Below are 15648 nucleotides of genomic sequence, written 5' to 3'. Positions count from 1 at the left end.
CCTTGCGTCGATAGTAAGCATCTGCATATCGTAGGCATATGCTTATCACTGAACTGCTGGCTCTGCATCGCACGGCGGTGCGGACCAGCGTCGAGATCGTGTCCCGGGTGTCCACAGACGACCTGGGAAAGCCCACGCCGTGTTCTGAGTGGACACTCGCCCAGCTCCTCGCTCACATGACCGCCCAGCACCACGGGTTCGCCGCCGCTGCCAGAGGTCAGGGCGGGGATCTCGCGGCCTGGAAGGTCTCCGTCAGCTCGCGGCCCGTCGCCGAGTACGCCGAAGCCGCGGAGGACGTGCTCGCGGCCTTCGCGGAACCCGAAGTGCCGCAACGGGAATTCGAGCTGCCGGAGTTCGGGGCATGGTTCCCGGCGATGCAGGCGATCGGCTTCCACCTGATCGACTACGTGGTGCACGGCTGGGACGTCGCGCGCTCGCTGGGGCTTGAACACCGCCTGGCTCCGGAACTGGCCGGGCCCGCGTTGCGGATCGCGTTGGCGGTGCCGGACGGCGAGAGCAGACTGAAGCCCGGCGCGCCTTTCGCGCCCGCGCTCGACGCGGACGACGAAGATCCGCTGAACCGCGTTCTGACCGCCCTGGGGCGCTCCCCGAAGTGGTGAGGCCGTTCAGGTACGCGACACGATGAGGCGGAAGCCCGCGTCCCACTCGTCGAGGTCGAGCAGGTCCTGGTGCTGCTCGCTCCAGCGACCGCTGTCCAGGTCGGCGCGCAGCCGCCGGACACCCCGATCGACCGCACCGGGATCCGTTTGGGCGAGGGCGGAACAGGCGCGGCGGACGCGGGGATCGAGGTAGGCGGCCGGGCGGCGCCAGTAGGCCGGGAACACGCCGTCGGTGAAGTCCCACGGCAGCGGCAGAACGGTGACGCTGCGGGCACCGAGTTCGTGCGCGATGTCGTCCGCTGAAGGCCTGGTGCGTTCCAGGTCGGCGATTTCGGGCACGTACTCGCGGACGAACCAGAAGTCGGTGTGCCGGCGCGTGTCGTAGGCCAGGACGACCTGAAGTGGCGCGATGCGGCGGAGTTCGGCGAGACCTGCGCGCCAGTCGGTCCAGTGGTGGACGGTCAGCACGGCCAGCGCGGCGTCGACCGCGTGGTCGCGGACCGGCAGGGCTTCGGCGACGGCGCGCACGGCGGGGCTCGCGCCGGGTGGTCGTTGCCGGATCATCTCGACGGACGGTTCGAGGGCGAGCACCGTCCGGTCGCGCGGTTCGTAGGAGCCGGTGCCCGCGCCGACGTCGGCGATCGTTCGAGCGGTGCCGAGCGCGGCGAGAATCTTGGCCATCCAGCGCGGATCGGTGCGCCGTCCCCACGAGTACCCGGTGCCGATCTCGTCGTACAGATCCGTTCCGCTCATGTGTACCCCCGCTTCCGAGGGTAACGAAAGTGGCCCGGCGGCCGCCGGGCCACTCAAGGCGCCGTTACGGGGTGACCTGAGCGTTGGTCAGGCCCTTCACCGCCCCCGTCACGGTGTTGGAGGCGTAGACGACGTTGGGCATCGCCGTGCACTTCGACACCGAGGTGATGTTGATGGCGTACTGGCCCACGCCGCCGAGGTCGGAACGGTTGCCGCGCCAGACGTTGCCGCAGCCGTTGGGGAGGCTGGGGGTGGTGCTGGTGTTGTGCGTCTCGTAGCCGTTGGCAAAGGTGCCGGGGCTGCGGAACGTGCCGGTGTTGTCCTCGATGAGGTACCCGATGCCCTTGACGTCGATCCAGGAGTCGGCCGAGTTCTGGCCGCTGATGCCCTGACCGTCGAAGGTGTTGCCGCGGATGACCCCCTCGTAGGTGCCTTCCTTGACGTCGATCGGCTCGGCCGCGATGTTCGGGCCGATCCTGTTGTTGAGCACCTGGACGCGGTCGCTGCGATCGATGCCGCCGTTGTTGCCGTGGCAGGCCCAGTTGGAGTTGGCGGACCCGAGGTACACGCCCTCGCCGAAGCCGGGCTGGACCAGGCCGGTGTCGGTGATGGTGGAGTCGCGGACGATGCCGTCGGCCGAGGAACGGCGGAAGTGGACGGCTTCCTCGTCGACGTGGTGCACCGAGACCGAGTCGATCGTGGTGTGGTGCGAGTTGTCGAGGACGATGCCCTTCTTCGACTCCTGCACGGTGAATCCGGTGAGGTTCCAGTACGAGGAGCTGAAGACCCACAGGCCGTAGCCGGAGTCCCAGCCCGCGGTGGGCGCGGGGCAGGACGGAGCCTCGCCGGTGGGGCCGTCGTTGATGAGGACGGCGTCCCGCGGGCCGCTCAGGGTGATGGGCTGGGACGCGGTGCCCGCGCGGCCGTTGACGACGAACGAGCCGCGGTAGGTGCCCGCCGCGAGTTTGATGGTCTGGCCCGCGGTGGCCGCGGCCAGTGCCGCCTGGAGCTGCGCCGCCGTGGAGACGTCGACCGTGGTGCCGCCGCCGGTGCCCGGACTGGTCGTCGCACCGACCGCCGTGCTCGCCGCCGACGTGTTGCCCGCCGCGTCCTTGGCGCGCACCGAGAACGAGTACGCGGTGGCGGGGGACAGGCCGGTGACCGTGGCCGACGTGCCGGTGACGGTCGCGTTGACCGCGTTGCCGAGCAGCACCTCGTAACCGGTGACGCCGACGTTGTCCGTGGACGCCGTCCAGGCCAGCGACACCGAGCCGGACGTCACGCCCGTGGACCGCAGACCCGCCGGCACGGTGGGCGCCTGCGTGTCGGTGGGCGGAGTACCGCCGCCACACGCCACGCCGTTGATCGTGCAGTTCGTGGGCAGGCTGCCGCCGGACGCGTTGAAGCCGAACTTGGTGGTGGCGCCGGGTTTGACGGTGCCGTTGAAGCTCGCGTTGGTGAACTTGTGGTGCTGGCCCGTGGACGTCCGCACGGAGCTCCAGGAACTGGTGATCGTGGTGCCGGACGGCAGGTCGAACTCGATCGTCCACGACGTGCTCGCGGCGTCACCGGAGTTGGTGATCGTCACGTCGGCGCCGTAGCCGCCGTTCCACACGGACGTCTGGGTGACCGCCGCCTTCAGCGCGGGTGCCGCGGCCTGCGCGGACCCACCGCTCAGCAACGCCGCGACCGTTGCCGTCACCGCGGCGAGCGCGAGTGCTCGTGTGCCCATCAGTTGCCTCCGCAGGACTTGCCGTTGACGGTGCAGCCGGTGGGAAGACCGGCACCCGAGGCGTTGAAGCCGAACTTGGTGGTGGCGCCGGGTTTGACGGTGCCGTTGAAGCTCGCGTTGGTGAACTTGTGGTGCTGGCCCGTGGACGTCCGCACGGAGCTCCAGGAGCTGCTGACCGTGGTGCCCGCCGGCAGGTCGAACTCGACCGTCCACGTCGTCGTCGCCGTGGCGCAGCCGTTGGTGACCGTCACGTCGGCGCCGTAGCCGCCGTTCCACACCGAGGTCTGGGTGACCTTGGCGGTGACGCACGAACCGGCAGGCGGCGTGGTGGTGGTTGTCGTCGTAGTAGCCGTCGTCGTGGACGTGGTGGTGCTGGTCGGCGGGGTGCCGTTGACCGAGCTCAGGAACAGCGACGCCGCCGAGTCCGTCTTCGTGGCGTCCACGCCGTGGCCGCCGGTGAAGTCGCGCTGCTCGTTGGTGGCCCAGTCGGTGATGGGCGTGCCGCCGATGTCCAGGTGCTGGTAGGCCGTGCCGTTCCAGCCGAACTGGTAGATCCGCGAGTGGTCGGCGTAGAAGTCGTTGAACGGCCCGCCGGTCGCGGTCTGCTTGGTCATCGTGTTGTTGAAGAAGACGTTGCGGGGACCGGACGCGCCGGACCACTTCACGGCTTTCTTGCCCGCGCCCCACCAGATCGGGAACCAGTTGGAGTTGTCGGGACCGCCGCCGCCCTCCTCACCGCAGTTGGCGCGGCAGTTGGCCGAGCGGTGCGCGTAGGGCACTCGGACCGTGTTCAGCTCGAACAGGTTGTTGCGCTCCCAGCCGCCGTGCAGGTTCAGGTCGGAGTCGAAGTCGTTGCCGATCACGACGTTGCCCGACGCGGACCACTGGAACGTGAAGTGGCGCAGGTTGCGGGAGGTGTTGCCGGTGTACAGCGAGTCCCACACGCGCGAGCCGCGGAAGTAACCGTTGCCGCCCTTGCCCTTGTTCCACGAGCCGTCGAGCTCGTTGTTCACGATCTGGAGGTTCTTGGCCTCCTCGGTGACGATCGGGTGCGAGCCCGTCATCTCCGCCCTGACGCCGCGCACCCAGGAGTTGGCCGCCCACTTGAAGACGATGCCGTGCATCTCGGCGGCGGGCGCCATGTTGCCGTAGTTGTTGATCGCGTCGGCCTGGTCGAGCCCGGGCATCGCCTGCGTGAAGCCGAAGTCCTCGAAACCGACGCCCTCGACCGGGTCGATCAGCGGGGACACCTTCGAGTCGTACGGCGTCCCGTCGATCGGCGCCGAACCGTCCGAAGTGGAGTTGACCGGGACGTCGTACTCGAGCGGCTTGTCCAGCGTCACGGTGTTGCCGGTGACCGAGGTGACGGTGAAGATCTGCTGTCGCATGTGCATGTTCAGCATCGGGAACCCGGCGCCGGTCGCCTGCTGCTGCTCGTAGAACTTGACCGAGTTCGCGGCACGGACGTTCACGAACATGCCGGCCTTGATCCTGCTCGCCGACTGCAAAGTGATCGTGCGGTCACCGGTCTTGGCCGCGGTCGCCACCTTCGCGCCGACCTTCCAGTGCACGTTCACCGTGCCCTCGAAGATGTCCTTGCGGTTGGCGGGAGCGGCGGCATAGTCGCTCGCGTAGCTCGGGTCGACACCGCGCGACTGGACCCGGAACAGGCCCCGGCCGGGCCACAGCCAGCCGCCCTTGCCCGCGCCGGAGGTCATGCCGTCCTCGTCCCAGTCGGAGCCGTCCGGGGTGAGGGCGTCGTAGAGGGTGTTCGCGTCCGGCCGGAACGTGAACTTCGTGGCGTCCTTGCCGGCCCCTCGAAGAATCAGGTGGTCCGCGTCCACGTGCAGCTCACGCGACACGGACAGCTCACCGGCAGGCAGCGTGATCAGACTCAGCTTCGTGTAGCTCGCGGACGGCGAACAGGTCGTCTTGATCGAATCGATGGCTGATTGCAGACCGGCGGAATCGTCCAGGCCGTCATTCGGCTTCACGGTGAACTGGCTCGCCAATTCGGCCGCGGTGATCTGGCACGCTTCATCGGGATTGATCTCGTTCGCACCGGGGAGGTTCTGGCCGCCCCGATAACCGGCTTTGCTCCAGTCGTACAGCCCGCTGACGGGTGCCCGGCGATTGCCCGCCGAGGTGTCCAGCCCGGTGAGCGCGCCCGCACCGGGAGCCGCACCCGCGGCGTTGACCAGCACGGCGATGCCCGCCGCGGCGAGAGTGCCCACGATGCCGAGCGCGGCGGCTCGTCGCAGACTTTGACTTCGGGACACGCATGCCTCCAAGGAACAGTTCGACCACGTGTGTGGGGCGGCTCACATCGTGGAGTCGAATTGTGAATAGTTCCTGAGGAGTCGTCAATGATTCGCGGCCAATTCGCGACAAAGTTCGAGCATGTGAAAAGTCAGATATGTGAATTAGGGAAATGGCACCGTTTGCAGAAGTCTGTTGCGTCCGCTGGATGCATGATCAAACCGGTCGTCAACGCGAAGAACCGGGAAATGCAGAGAAGCAGGTAGAGACGAATCTCTGCCTGCTTCTCTGGAGTACGCCGCCAGGGACTCGAACCCCGGACCCGCTGATTAAGAGTCAGCTGCTCTAACCAACTGAGCTAGCGGCGCTTGTTTGTGTGCCGGAGGCTTGCTCGTTCCGACGGGAAGAACGTTAGCACAGCGCCTCCGCGCGCTCCCAATCGGCTGGTCAGCACGGGTTTGGCGCGCATCTGCCACGTAACGATCCGGCCACTTGCGCAACTTCGGTGCACCCCCTGTCGTCACCTAATCGGGGGACGCCAAAGCGACTTCGTGCAGGCAGTCTCGGGAGTGGCGACAAGCAGATCGGAAGTACGTCGATGGGGATGTGGGGCAGGCGCGGTCGTGGGGTCGTCGCAGCGGGTGTCGCTGTGATGCTGATCGCAGGCTGTTCAGGGGGCGGCGACAGCGGTACGGGCGGCGCCGGCGGGGAGTCGAGTGCTCCTCCTCCGCCGCCGAAGCCCGTCACGCTGACACTGGCGCTGAACGACGGCGCGGCGGACGTGTCGCCCGGTCTGCCGGTCATCGCGACCGCGGCGGACGGGAAGCTGACCGACGTCAAGCTGACGAACCCCGACGGCAAGGTCGTCGAGGGCAAGATGAATCCCGAGTCGACGCAGTGGACGAACACCGAGCCGCTCGGGTACTCGAAGACGTACAAGCTGTCCGCCACGGCGACCGGCGAGGACGGCAAGCCGCAGACCAAGGAGTCGTCCTTCACCACGGTGAAGCCGCGCACGCTCACGTACGTGTCGACGAACCCGCAGGACGGCACCACCATCGGTGTCGGCCAGCCGCTGGCCTTCTACTTCGACGAGCCGGTGGCCGACAAGGTCGCGGCCGAGAAGATGCTGGAGATCACCACCGAGCCCAAGGTCGAGGGCGCCTTCTACTGGTTCAACAAGAAGGAGGTGCACTGGCGTCCGGAGAAGTTCTGGAAGTCGGGCACCAAGATCACGATGAACATCAAGGTCTACGGCAAGCACATCGGTGACGGCATCTACGGCCAGGAAGACCGCACGATCACCACGACCGTGGGCGACGAGGTCATCTACGAGGCAGACGGTCAGTCGCACCAGGTCAACGTCAAGGTCAACGGCAACGTCGTGCGCACCATGCCCACCTCCATGGGCAAGCCGGCCGACGCCACGCCCACCGGCACGTACGTGCTGATGGAGAAGCACGACCACATGATCATGGACTCGACCACGTACGGCCTCGCGCTGGAGAACGGCGGCTACAAGACGCCGGTCGACTGGGCGTACCGCATGTCCAACAGCGGCATCTTCTTCCACAGCGCGCCGTGGTCCATCGGCGACCAGGGCAACCGCAACGTCAGTCACGGCTGCCTCAACCTCTCGCCGGAGAACGCCAAGTGGGTGTTCGACAACAGCAAGCAGGGCGACATCGTGACCGTCGTCAACTCCGGTGGCCCTGCGCTGGAGTCGTGGGACGGCTTCGGCGACTGGCAGGTGCCGTGGACCCAGTGGGTCCAGGGCAACCGCTAGAGCTCTAGGAGACCGTCACCTGGCCGCCCGACACGGCCAGGTGACGGTTCACCTGCACCGCTTCCAGCATCCGCCGGTCGTGCGTGACCAGCAGCAACGTGCCGGGGTAGTTGTCCAGCGCCGACTCCAGCTGTTCGATCGCGGCCAGGTCGAGGTGGTTCGTCGGCTCGTCCAGCACCAGCAGGTTCACCCCGCGGCCCTGCAGCAACGCCAGCGCCGCCCGCGTCCGCTCACCCGGTGACAACGACGCCGCCGGACGCTTCACGTGCACCGCCTTCAGCCCGAACTTCGCCAGCAACGTGCGCACGTCGGCCGGGTTCATCTCCGGCACGGCCTCCTCGAACGCGTCCACGAGCGGCAGATCGCCCAGGAACAGCCCGCGCGCCTGGTCCACCTCGCCGACGACGACGCCGGAACCCAGCGTCGCGTAGCCCGAGGTCAGCTCGACCCGGCCGAGCAACGCGCCCAGCAGCGTCGACTTGCCCGCGCCGTTCGCTCCGGTGATCGCGACCCGGTCCGCCCAGTCGATCTGCAGGTCCACCGGGCCGAGCCGGAAGCCGCCGCGTTCGACCACCGCTGCCCGCAGGGACGCCACGATGGCACCGGAGCGCGGCGCTGCGGCGATCTCCATCCGCAGCTCCCACTCCTTGCGGGGCTCCTCGACGACGTCCAGGCGTTCGATCATGCGGTCGGTCTGGCGGGCCTTCGAGGCCTGCTTCTCGGTGGCGTCGGCACGGAACTTGCGGGCGTTCTTGTCGTTGTCCGTCGCCTTGCGCCGGGCGTTCTTCACGCCCTTGTCCATCCACGCGCGCTGCATGCGCCCACGGGCTTCCAGCGAGGCCTTGGTGTCCGCGAACTCCTCGTAGTCGTCACGGGCGTGCTGACGGGCCCGTGCGCGTTCTTCGAGGTACGACTCGTACCCGCCGCCGTACAGGCGCACGGAGTTCTGGTGCAGGTCGAGTTCCAGCACGCTGGTGACCGTGCGGGCGAGGAACTCGCGGTCGTGCGAGACCACCACGGTTCCGGCGCGCAGGCCCGTGACGAACTTCTCCAGCCGCTCCAGGCCGTCGAGGTCCAGGTCGTTGGTCGGCTCGTCGAGCAGGAAGATGTCGTAGCGGCTCAGCAGCAACGACGCCATGCCCGCGCGGGCGGCCTGGCCACCGGACAGCGAGGTCATCAACGCGTCGAGGCCCACGGTCAGCCCCAGGTCCGACACGACCTCCAGGGACCGTTCCTCCAGGTCGGCGCCGCCCAGAGCGAGCCACTGGTCCAGAGCGTCCGAGTAGCCCTCGTCGTTGCCGGCGGTCAACGCCTCGGTGGCCACGTCCAAGGCCTTCTGCGCGTCCGCGACGCCCGTCCGCCGGGCCAGGAAGTCCCGCACGGTCTCGCCTTCACGGCGTTCGGGCTCCTGCGACAGGTGCCCGACGTTGGCCCCTGGCGGGCTGAGCGTCACGCGGCCCGACTCGGCGGGGATCAAGCCGGCCAGAGTCTTCAGCAGCGTCGACTTGCCGGCGCCGTTCACGCCGACCAGCCCGATGACGTCGCCGGGAGCGACCACCAGGTCCAGCTCGGAGAACAGGACGCGGTCACCGTGACCCGCGGCGAGATCCTTGGCGACGAGCGTGGTCATGAAGGCTCCCTGAACGTGAAGAAAGGCCCCCGCGGATGCGGAGGCCTTTCGACAAAGGGTGAGTGACGGGACTTGAACCCGCGACACCTGGGATCACAACCCAGTGCTCTACCGGCTGAGCTACACCCACCATTGCCAGTCGTTGACCGGCGAGGAAAGCATAGCAACGAGAGCTACCGATATTGAAATCGGGGGTCAGTCGGCGTTCTTCAGCAGGTCAGCGGCCACGGCCTGGGCCTGCTCGGACGACGGGCCGGGCTGCGGCACGAACGCCGTCCGCCGGTAGTACGCGAGCTCCCGGATCGACTCGACGATGTCGGCGAGCGCCCGGTGCGCGAGGCCCTTGCCCGGCTGCGCGTAGTAGATGCGCGGGTACCAGCGCCGGCACAGCTCCTTGATCGACGACACGTCGACCATGCGGTAGTGCAGGTGCGCGTCCAGCGCCGGCATGTCGCGGGCGATGAAGCCGCGGTCGGTGGCGATGGAGTTGCCGGCCAGGGGAGCGGTCCGCGGGTCGGGGACCCACTCCTTGATGTAGGCCAGCACGGCGGCCTCTGCCTCTTCCATGGAGACGGCGGACGCGCGCACCTCCTCGGTCAGGCCCGACTTGGCATGCATCTCCATGACGACGTCCGGCATCGAGGCGAGCACGTCGTCATCCGCGTGGATCACAATGTCCACGCCGTCGCCGAGCACGTTGAGCTCGGCGTCCGTGACCAGTGCCGCGATCTCGATCAGAGCGTCCTTGCCCAAGTCGAGTCCGGTCATCTCGCAGTCGATCCACACCAGACGATCCATCACGCCGGAAACATTACTGCGCGAGGCGTCAACTTCGAGTGGCGGCGTGCGGCAACCTGGTTACGCTCCTCCTGCATGACGGCTCAAGCTGAGATCGCTGCTGGATACGCGTCCGAGAGCGCGGCCGTCGAACTCGGCGCCGTGCTGGTCGACGGCACCGTGGAGCCGACCGCGCACGTCCGCATCCCGTTGGCCATGGTCAACCGCCACGGACTCGTCGCGGGCGCAACGGGAACGGGCAAGACGAAGACCCTCCAGCTGCTCGCCGAACAGCTGTCCGACAACGGCGTTCCCGTGCTGATGGCGGACGTGAAGGGCGACTTGTCCGGTCTGTCGCAGCAGGGCGGCGTCAGCGACAGGACCACGGCCCGCGCCAAGGACACCGGCGACGACTGGCAGCCGCAGTCGTACCCGACGCAGTTCCTGTCGATCGGCACCGGCGGTCTCGGGGTGCCGCTGCGGGCGACGATCACGAGCTTCGGCCCGATCCTGCTGTCGAAGGTGCTGGGCCTGAACGACACCCAGGAGTCGACGCTCGGCCTGATCTTCCACTGGGCGGACTCGAAAGGCCTCCCGCTGCTCGACACCAAGGACCTGCGCAGCGTCATCCAGCACCTCACCGGCGACGAGGGCAAGGCCGACCTCAAGGGCATCGGCGGCGTCTCCAGTTCCACGGCGGGCGTGATCCTGCGGGCGTTGGTCAACCTGGAGGCGCAGGGCGGCGACAGGTTCTTCGGTGAACCGGAGCTCGACCCGGCCGACCTGATGCGGCAGCGTGACGGCAAAGGCGTCATCAGCCTGCTCGAACTCGCGGAACTGCAAGGCAATCCGGCGCTGTTCTCCACTTTCCTGATGTGGTTGCTGGCGGAGTTGTTCGAGACGCTGCCCGAGGAGGGCGACGTCGAGAAGCCCAAGCTCGTCTTCTTCTTCGACGAGGCGCACCTGCTGTTCTCCAACGCCTCCAAGGCGTTCCTCGACCAGATCACCCAGACCGTGAAGCTCATCCGGTCCAAGGGAATCGGCGTCTTCTTCTGCACGCAGCTGCCGACCGACATCCCGAACGACGTGCTGTCGCAGCTCGGCGCGCGCGTCCAGCACGCCCTGCGCGCGTTCACACCCGATGACCAGAAGGCGTTGGCACGCACGGTGAAGACGTACCCGACGACGCCGCACTACGACCTGGAGAAGGCGCTCACGTCGCTCGGCATCGGCGAGGCGATCATCACCGTGCTCAGCGAGAAGGGCGCGCCGACACCGGTCGCGTGGACTCGGCTGCGGGCGCCGCGCTCGTTGATGGACACCATCGGCAACGACGCGATCAAGCAGGCTTCCCAGGCGTCGGACCTGCACGGCAAGTACTCGGAGACGATCGACCGCGAGTCGGCCTACGAGCAGCTCATGCAGAAGGTCGCGCCGCCACAGGAAGAACGATCCCCGGAACCTCCTCGTCAGGAGAAGGAGGAACCGGGGATGGTCGAGAAGGTGCTGGGCAACAGCGCCGTGAAGTCGTTCCTGCGGTCAGCCGGCAGTGCCCTGGCGCGCGAGATCACGCGAGGTCTGTTCGGGACTTCGCGCAAGCGACGCTGACAGCACGGCCGCGCCGATGCACAGGGCGCCCGCGACGTACCAGGCCAGGTCGTAGCTGCCCAGGTGGTCGCGGGTGAGCCCGGCCGCGGACGCCGCCACGGCCGCGCCGAGCTGGTGCGACGCGAACACCCAGCCGAACACGACAGGGCCGGACATGCCGAAGTACTGACGGCACAACGCCACGGTCGGCGGCACGGTCGCGACCCAGTCCAGGCCGTAGAAGATGATGAACACCAGCATCGACGGGTGCGCCGACTCGCCGAACAGCTGCGGCAGCAGCATCAGTGAGAGACCGCGCAACGCGTAGTAGCCCGCCAGCAGCAGCCGCGAGTCCACGCGGTCGGTCAGCCAGCCGGACGCGATCGTGCCCACGATGTCGAACACACCCACCAGCGCCAGCAGCCCGGCGGCGGTCGTCGTCGGCATGCCGTGGTCGTGCGCGGCGGGGATGAAGTGCGTGCCCACCAGGCCGTTCGTGGACGCTCCGCAGATCGCGAACCCACCGGCCAGCAACCAGAACGGCCGGGTCCTGGCAGCGGTGGCCAACGCACCCAGAGCGCGCTTGGCCGCACCGCCGGACGGCGGCGGGGGAGTGTCCTCGGTGGCGCCGAGCGGCAACAGCCCGACGTCACGCGGGTACTCGCGCAGGAAGAACGCCGCCAGCGGCACCACGGCCAGCGCGGCGATGCAGATCACCAGCGACGCGTACCGCCAGCCGTAGGACTCGGACAGCCAGGCCACGGTCGGCAGGAACACCAGCTGGCCGGCCGCGCCACCCGCCGTCAGCACGCCCGTGACCAGGCCGCGGTGCTTCACGAACCAGCGTCCGGTGATCGTGGCGACGAACGCCAGCGCCATCGAGCCGGTGCCGAGCCCGACCACGACACCCCACAGCAGGACCAGCTGCCACGACGCGGTCATGAACACCGTCAGGCCGCTGCCGATCGCGACCAGCGTCAACGCGCAGGTCACCACGACCCGGACGCCGAACTTGTCCATCAGCGCGGCCGCGAACGGCGCGGTCAGCCCGAACAGCAACAGGTTGATCGAGATGGCGAGGGAGATCGTGCCGGTCGACCAGCCGAACTCCGCTCGCAACGGCTCGATCAACGCTCCCGGCGCCGCGCGGAACGACGCGGCACCGACCAGGGCGATGAAGGACACGCCTGCGACAACCCAGGCCCAATGCAGTCTCACGCCGACAAGGTTCGGTGATGGCCGACCCGTCGACCAGTGGCCCGATGGCCAACATGTGAAAGAATCAGGCCATGCACCGCATCGCCGTTCTCGCGCTCGAGAAGTCCGTCGCGTTCGACATCGGCAGCTCGACGCACATGTTCGGGCGGCTGGAGGACTCCTACGAGGTCGTCGTCTGCTCGCCGGATCGCCGCCCGATCCCGACCACCGGCGGCTTCACCATCGCGCCCGACCACGGTCTGGAGGTGCTCAGGGACGCGGACACGGTGCTCGTGCCGGGCACCCACTACCAGCCGGCGCGCGAGGGCCGGCTGGAACCCGCGGTGCTGGAGGCGCTCACGACGACGAACGCGCCGCGGATCATGTCGATCTGCACCGGCGCGTTCGTGCTCGCCGCCGCCGGGCTGCTCGACGGCAGGCCGGCGACCACGCACTGGAAGACCGCCGACCAGTTCAGCGCGCTGTACCCGAAGGTGCGCCTCAACCCGGACGTGCTGTTCATCGACGACGGGGACGTGCTGACGTCCGCGGGCGTCGCGGCGGGGATCGACCTCTGCCTGCACGTCATCAGGTCCGACCACGGCAGCGAGGTGGCGAACTGGGTCGCCCGCTACTGCGTCGTCCCCGCGTGGCGGCAGGGCGGTCAGTCCCAGTTCGTCGACAGGCCGGTGCCCAGCTACCCGGACACGTCCACCGCGCTCGCCCGGGAGTGGGCCTTGGAGCGGCTCCAAGAACCGCTCGACCTCGCCGCGATGGCCGCGCAGGTGCGGATGAGCGTGCGCACGTTCACCCGCCGGTTCCGCGCCGAGACGGGGATGTCGCCCGGCCAGTGGCTGACGCAGCAGCGCGTCGACCGCGCCCGGCACCTGCTGGAGTCCACCGACCTGCCGATCGACCAGGTCGCGAACCACGCGGGCTTCGGGACGGGCGCGGCGTTGCGCCAGCAGCTGGCCGCCTCGATCGGGATCTCGCCGAGCGCCTACCGTCAGACGTTCCGCTCGGCCTGACCGTCCACAGTGGAGTCGATCAGGAACGGGCGCAGCAGGTCCGGGACGGCCTCGTCGGCGAGTGCCAGCCCGTGCGATTCACCGACGTCCGTGACGTGGTAGACGCCCGCACCCGCCGCGGTCGTCGCGCCGATCGTCACCAAACCGCTGCGGCGCTGGAAGAACGACCGGTGGATGCGCCACCCGATGATGCCGGTGCGCTGCAACGCGACGGTGCTGCGCACGAGAGAGTTGTTGCGCGTCACCAGATAGCGCTCGTCCAGGGCGTTGCCGAGCGAGCGGTAGTTGTCCCAGCCGACCAGCGCGGCGAACGGGATGATCGCCACCGGGATCGGCCACGCCCACGACGGCGCGAAGATCGCGAGGCCGACCGCGATCACGATCCACGGCATCACGTGCCGGACAATGCTGCGGCGCAACGCGGCGAACGGGTGCTTGCGCAGCCTCAAGGTCGTCGGGTCGTTGCCGACCTTCAACACGTCCCGCGACACCTGGTGCGCCACGGACAGCGGCGCGGGCGGCAGCAGCAGGTTGCTCTCGCCCTTCGAACCCAGACCCGTCGTCACGGCGGCGAGCTTCGCGCCCTTGCCGGCGCGCACCAGCAGCGGTTCCTGGATGTCGACGCCGCGGAGTCGTTGCTCCTCCACCGAAACCGACCGGGTGGTGAGCAGACCCCGTTGCACGCGCAGGGTTCCGTCCGGCTCGCGGGTCAGCCGGTAGTTCCAGAACTGAAGGATGTAGAGCGGGATCGACAGCACGAGCCCGACCACCACCAGCACGACCAGGAAGACGACGAACAGCGTGTAGCTCGGGTGTTCGAACAGCCACTCCCACAGATCCATCACCGGGTGCAGGCCGAGGTCGTCGGCGTAGTTGGACAGCACGCCGAACAGGGCGCCGATCGCGACGAGACCCGACAACGACAGCGGCGCGAACTTCAGCCACTTCAGGTCGAGCTGCGAGATGACCTCGGACTCGGGCAGCGGAATCGGCTCCGCGTCCTCGCCCTCCGGAGTCACCCTGGGCGCGACTCCCTTCTGCAGCAACAACAACCGCAGCCGTTCGGCCTCCTGCTGCGTCACGGCGTCGAGCGTGAGGCCGTCCGTGCCGGGGACGTCCTGCTGCCCGGTGCCGATCCGGACCGCCGAGAGCCCGAAGATCCGGTGACCCGGCTTGGAGGTGAGGTCGACCGTTCTGATGCGATCACGCGGCACCGCGAGCTGCTTGCGGGTCAGCAGACCCGTGTGCAGCTCGACCTGGTCGTCGGTGATGCGGTACTTCGTGGTGCGCCAGAGGAGATAGCTGAACGCGAGGATCGCCGCGACCGTCGCGCCACTGGCGATGAGCCGCCACTTCTCGCCGTTGCCGGTGAACAGCAGCACGAGGATCGGCACGAGCATCGCGATGCCCTCGTTGAGCGGCCGCACGACCAGCATCCGCACGTGCAGGCGGTGCCACTCCTGCAGCGGCTCGGTGAACTCCGGTGCGGCGGGAAGCCCGGCGGGCACCTCGGCGGGGGTGCTCACGTGGCATCACCGGGGGTGGCCTGCGTCGTGTTCGTCAGTTCCACCACGAGCCTCTGCGCGACCTCGTGCTCCAGGCCCTCGATCTCCACGGGACCGGCGGCCGACGCCGTCGTCACCGTGACGGTCGACAGGCCGAGCAACTGCTGGAACGGCCCGCGTTTCGTGTCGATCGTCTGGATCCGCGACACCGGCGCGACTCGCCACTCCTGGTTCAGCCAGCCGGACAGGGTGTAGACGGCGTCCGGCGTGGTCTCCCAGCGGTGGACGCGGTAGCGCCAGCTCGGTTCGACCGCGGTGTGCACGATTCCGACGACCAGCGTGGCGATCATGAGCGCCAGCTCCCACGTCGGCGGGTTGCCCACCAGCAGGAACACGATCAGCTGGGGCACGAAGAGCACGAGCCAGAACACGGCGGCCTGCATCGTCCACAGCAGGACCGACTTCGGACTCACCTGGTGACGAGGCGTGCGCAGTTGCAGAGTCACCCCACAAGGGTGCCTCACCGGTACCTGGTGGTGTGGTCAGGTGTGTCAATTGGTGTGTCGGTGGCCGGGGTGGTCCCGCTTGCGAGGGAGGCGGGACCACCCCGGCCATGCGAACCGATCAGGGCTTGGCGCAGTACGGCGGGGTGAAGACCGGCGGCTGCGCGTTGGAGTCATCCGCGATGGCGGCACCGCCCGTTGCCAGCAGGGCGCCCAAACTGAGGATCACAGCTGCCAGGGTCCGAGCGATAGTGTTCAACTTCATTAAGGG

General features: G+C 68.3%; 12 protein-coding genes and 2 tRNA genes. 4 read left to right on the top strand and 10 right to left on the bottom strand.

Features of this window, described 5'->3' with window-relative positions:
* Positions 1-38 precede the first annotated feature (38 nt).
* Positions 39-620, top strand: a complete 582-nt coding sequence (locus SK854_RS47715) for a TIGR03086 family metal-binding protein (RefSeq protein ID WP_319981838.1) — start codon at positions 39-41, stop codon at positions 618-620.
* A gap of 6 nt (positions 621-626) precedes the next feature.
* Here SK854_RS47715 and SK854_RS47710 read toward each other — a convergent pair whose 3' ends face one another.
* The 4 genes from SK854_RS47710 to SK854_RS47695 form a co-directional block, all read right to left on the bottom strand.
* Positions 627-1373: a class I SAM-dependent methyltransferase gene (locus tag SK854_RS47710; protein ID WP_319981837.1), complete on the bottom strand. Its 747-nt coding sequence runs from the start codon at positions 1371-1373 to the stop codon at positions 627-629.
* Between the two features lie 64 nt (positions 1374-1437).
* A complete protein-coding gene (locus SK854_RS47705; protein ID WP_319981836.1) occupies positions 1438-3105 on the bottom strand; it encodes a cellulose binding domain-containing protein in 1668 nt (555 codons plus the stop codon).
* Complete coding sequence (locus tag SK854_RS47700) at positions 3105-5384, bottom strand: cellulose binding domain-containing protein (protein WP_319981835.1); 2280 nt, start codon at positions 5382-5384, stop codon at positions 3105-3107. The genes SK854_RS47705 and SK854_RS47700 overlap by 1 nt, the downstream gene beginning before the upstream one ends.
* 274 nt (positions 5385-5658) lie before the next feature.
* A tRNA-Lys gene (locus SK854_RS47695) sits at positions 5659-5732 on the bottom strand.
* A gap of 284 nt (positions 5733-6016) precedes the next feature.
* On the opposite strand from SK854_RS47695, the gene SK854_RS47690 reads away from it, so the two are divergent.
* Positions 6017-7150: a L,D-transpeptidase gene (locus SK854_RS47690; RefSeq protein WP_319981863.1), complete on the top strand. Its 1134-nt coding sequence runs from the start codon at positions 6017-6019 to the stop codon at positions 7148-7150.
* Between the two features lie 4 nt (positions 7151-7154).
* Here the strand turns inward: SK854_RS47690 and SK854_RS47685 are convergent, their stop codons facing one another.
* The 3 genes from SK854_RS47685 to orn form a co-directional block, all read right to left on the bottom strand.
* Positions 7155-8780, bottom strand: a complete 1626-nt coding sequence (locus SK854_RS47685; protein ID WP_319981834.1) for an ABC-F family ATP-binding cassette domain-containing protein — start codon at positions 8778-8780, stop codon at positions 7155-7157.
* A gap of 57 nt (positions 8781-8837) precedes the next feature.
* Positions 8838-8910: transfer RNA gene (locus tag SK854_RS47680), tRNA-His, on the bottom strand.
* Between the two features lie 65 nt (positions 8911-8975).
* Positions 8976-9581, bottom strand: a complete 606-nt coding sequence (gene orn / locus SK854_RS47675; RefSeq protein ID WP_093599053.1) for an oligoribonuclease — start codon at positions 9579-9581, stop codon at positions 8976-8978.
* A gap of 72 nt (positions 9582-9653) precedes the next feature.
* On the opposite strand from orn, the gene SK854_RS47670 reads away from it, so the two are divergent.
* Positions 9654-11165, top strand: coding sequence for a helicase HerA-like domain-containing protein (locus tag SK854_RS47670; RefSeq protein ID WP_319981833.1), 1512 nt, complete (start codon positions 9654-9656; stop codon positions 11163-11165).
* Here the strand turns inward: SK854_RS47670 and SK854_RS47665 are convergent.
* On the bottom strand, positions 11097-12356 hold the full coding sequence (locus tag SK854_RS47665) for an MFS transporter (protein WP_406601918.1): 1260 nt from the start codon (positions 12354-12356) through the stop codon (positions 11097-11099). The two genes, SK854_RS47670 and SK854_RS47665, sit on opposite strands and share 69 nt — an antisense overlap.
* Positions 12357-12433: 77 nt before the next feature.
* Between SK854_RS47665 and SK854_RS47660 the strand changes: the two genes are divergently transcribed.
* Complete coding sequence (locus SK854_RS47660; protein ID WP_319981831.1) at positions 12434-13369, top strand: GlxA family transcriptional regulator; 936 nt, start codon at positions 12434-12436, stop codon at positions 13367-13369.
* Here SK854_RS47660 and SK854_RS47655 read toward each other — a convergent pair.
* The gene (locus SK854_RS47655) at positions 13348-14895 is read right to left on the bottom strand and encodes a PH domain-containing protein (RefSeq protein WP_319981830.1); all 1548 of its coding nucleotides are present in this window, start codon (positions 14893-14895) and stop codon (positions 13348-13350) included. The two genes, SK854_RS47660 and SK854_RS47655, sit on opposite strands and share 22 nt — an antisense overlap.
* Complete coding sequence (locus SK854_RS47650) at positions 14892-15374, bottom strand: PH domain-containing protein (RefSeq protein ID WP_402914580.1); 483 nt, start codon at positions 15372-15374, stop codon at positions 14892-14894. Before SK854_RS47650 ends, SK854_RS47655 begins: the two co-directional genes overlap by 4 nt.
* Positions 15375-15648 lie beyond the last annotated feature (274 nt).

Origin of the sequence: Lentzea sokolovensis, assembly GCF_033949975.1 — a bacterium.
GTDB lineage: Bacteria > Actinomycetota > Actinomycetes > Mycobacteriales > Pseudonocardiaceae > Lentzea > Lentzea sokolovensis.
This window is presented reverse-complemented; position numbering and strand designations above follow the sequence as displayed.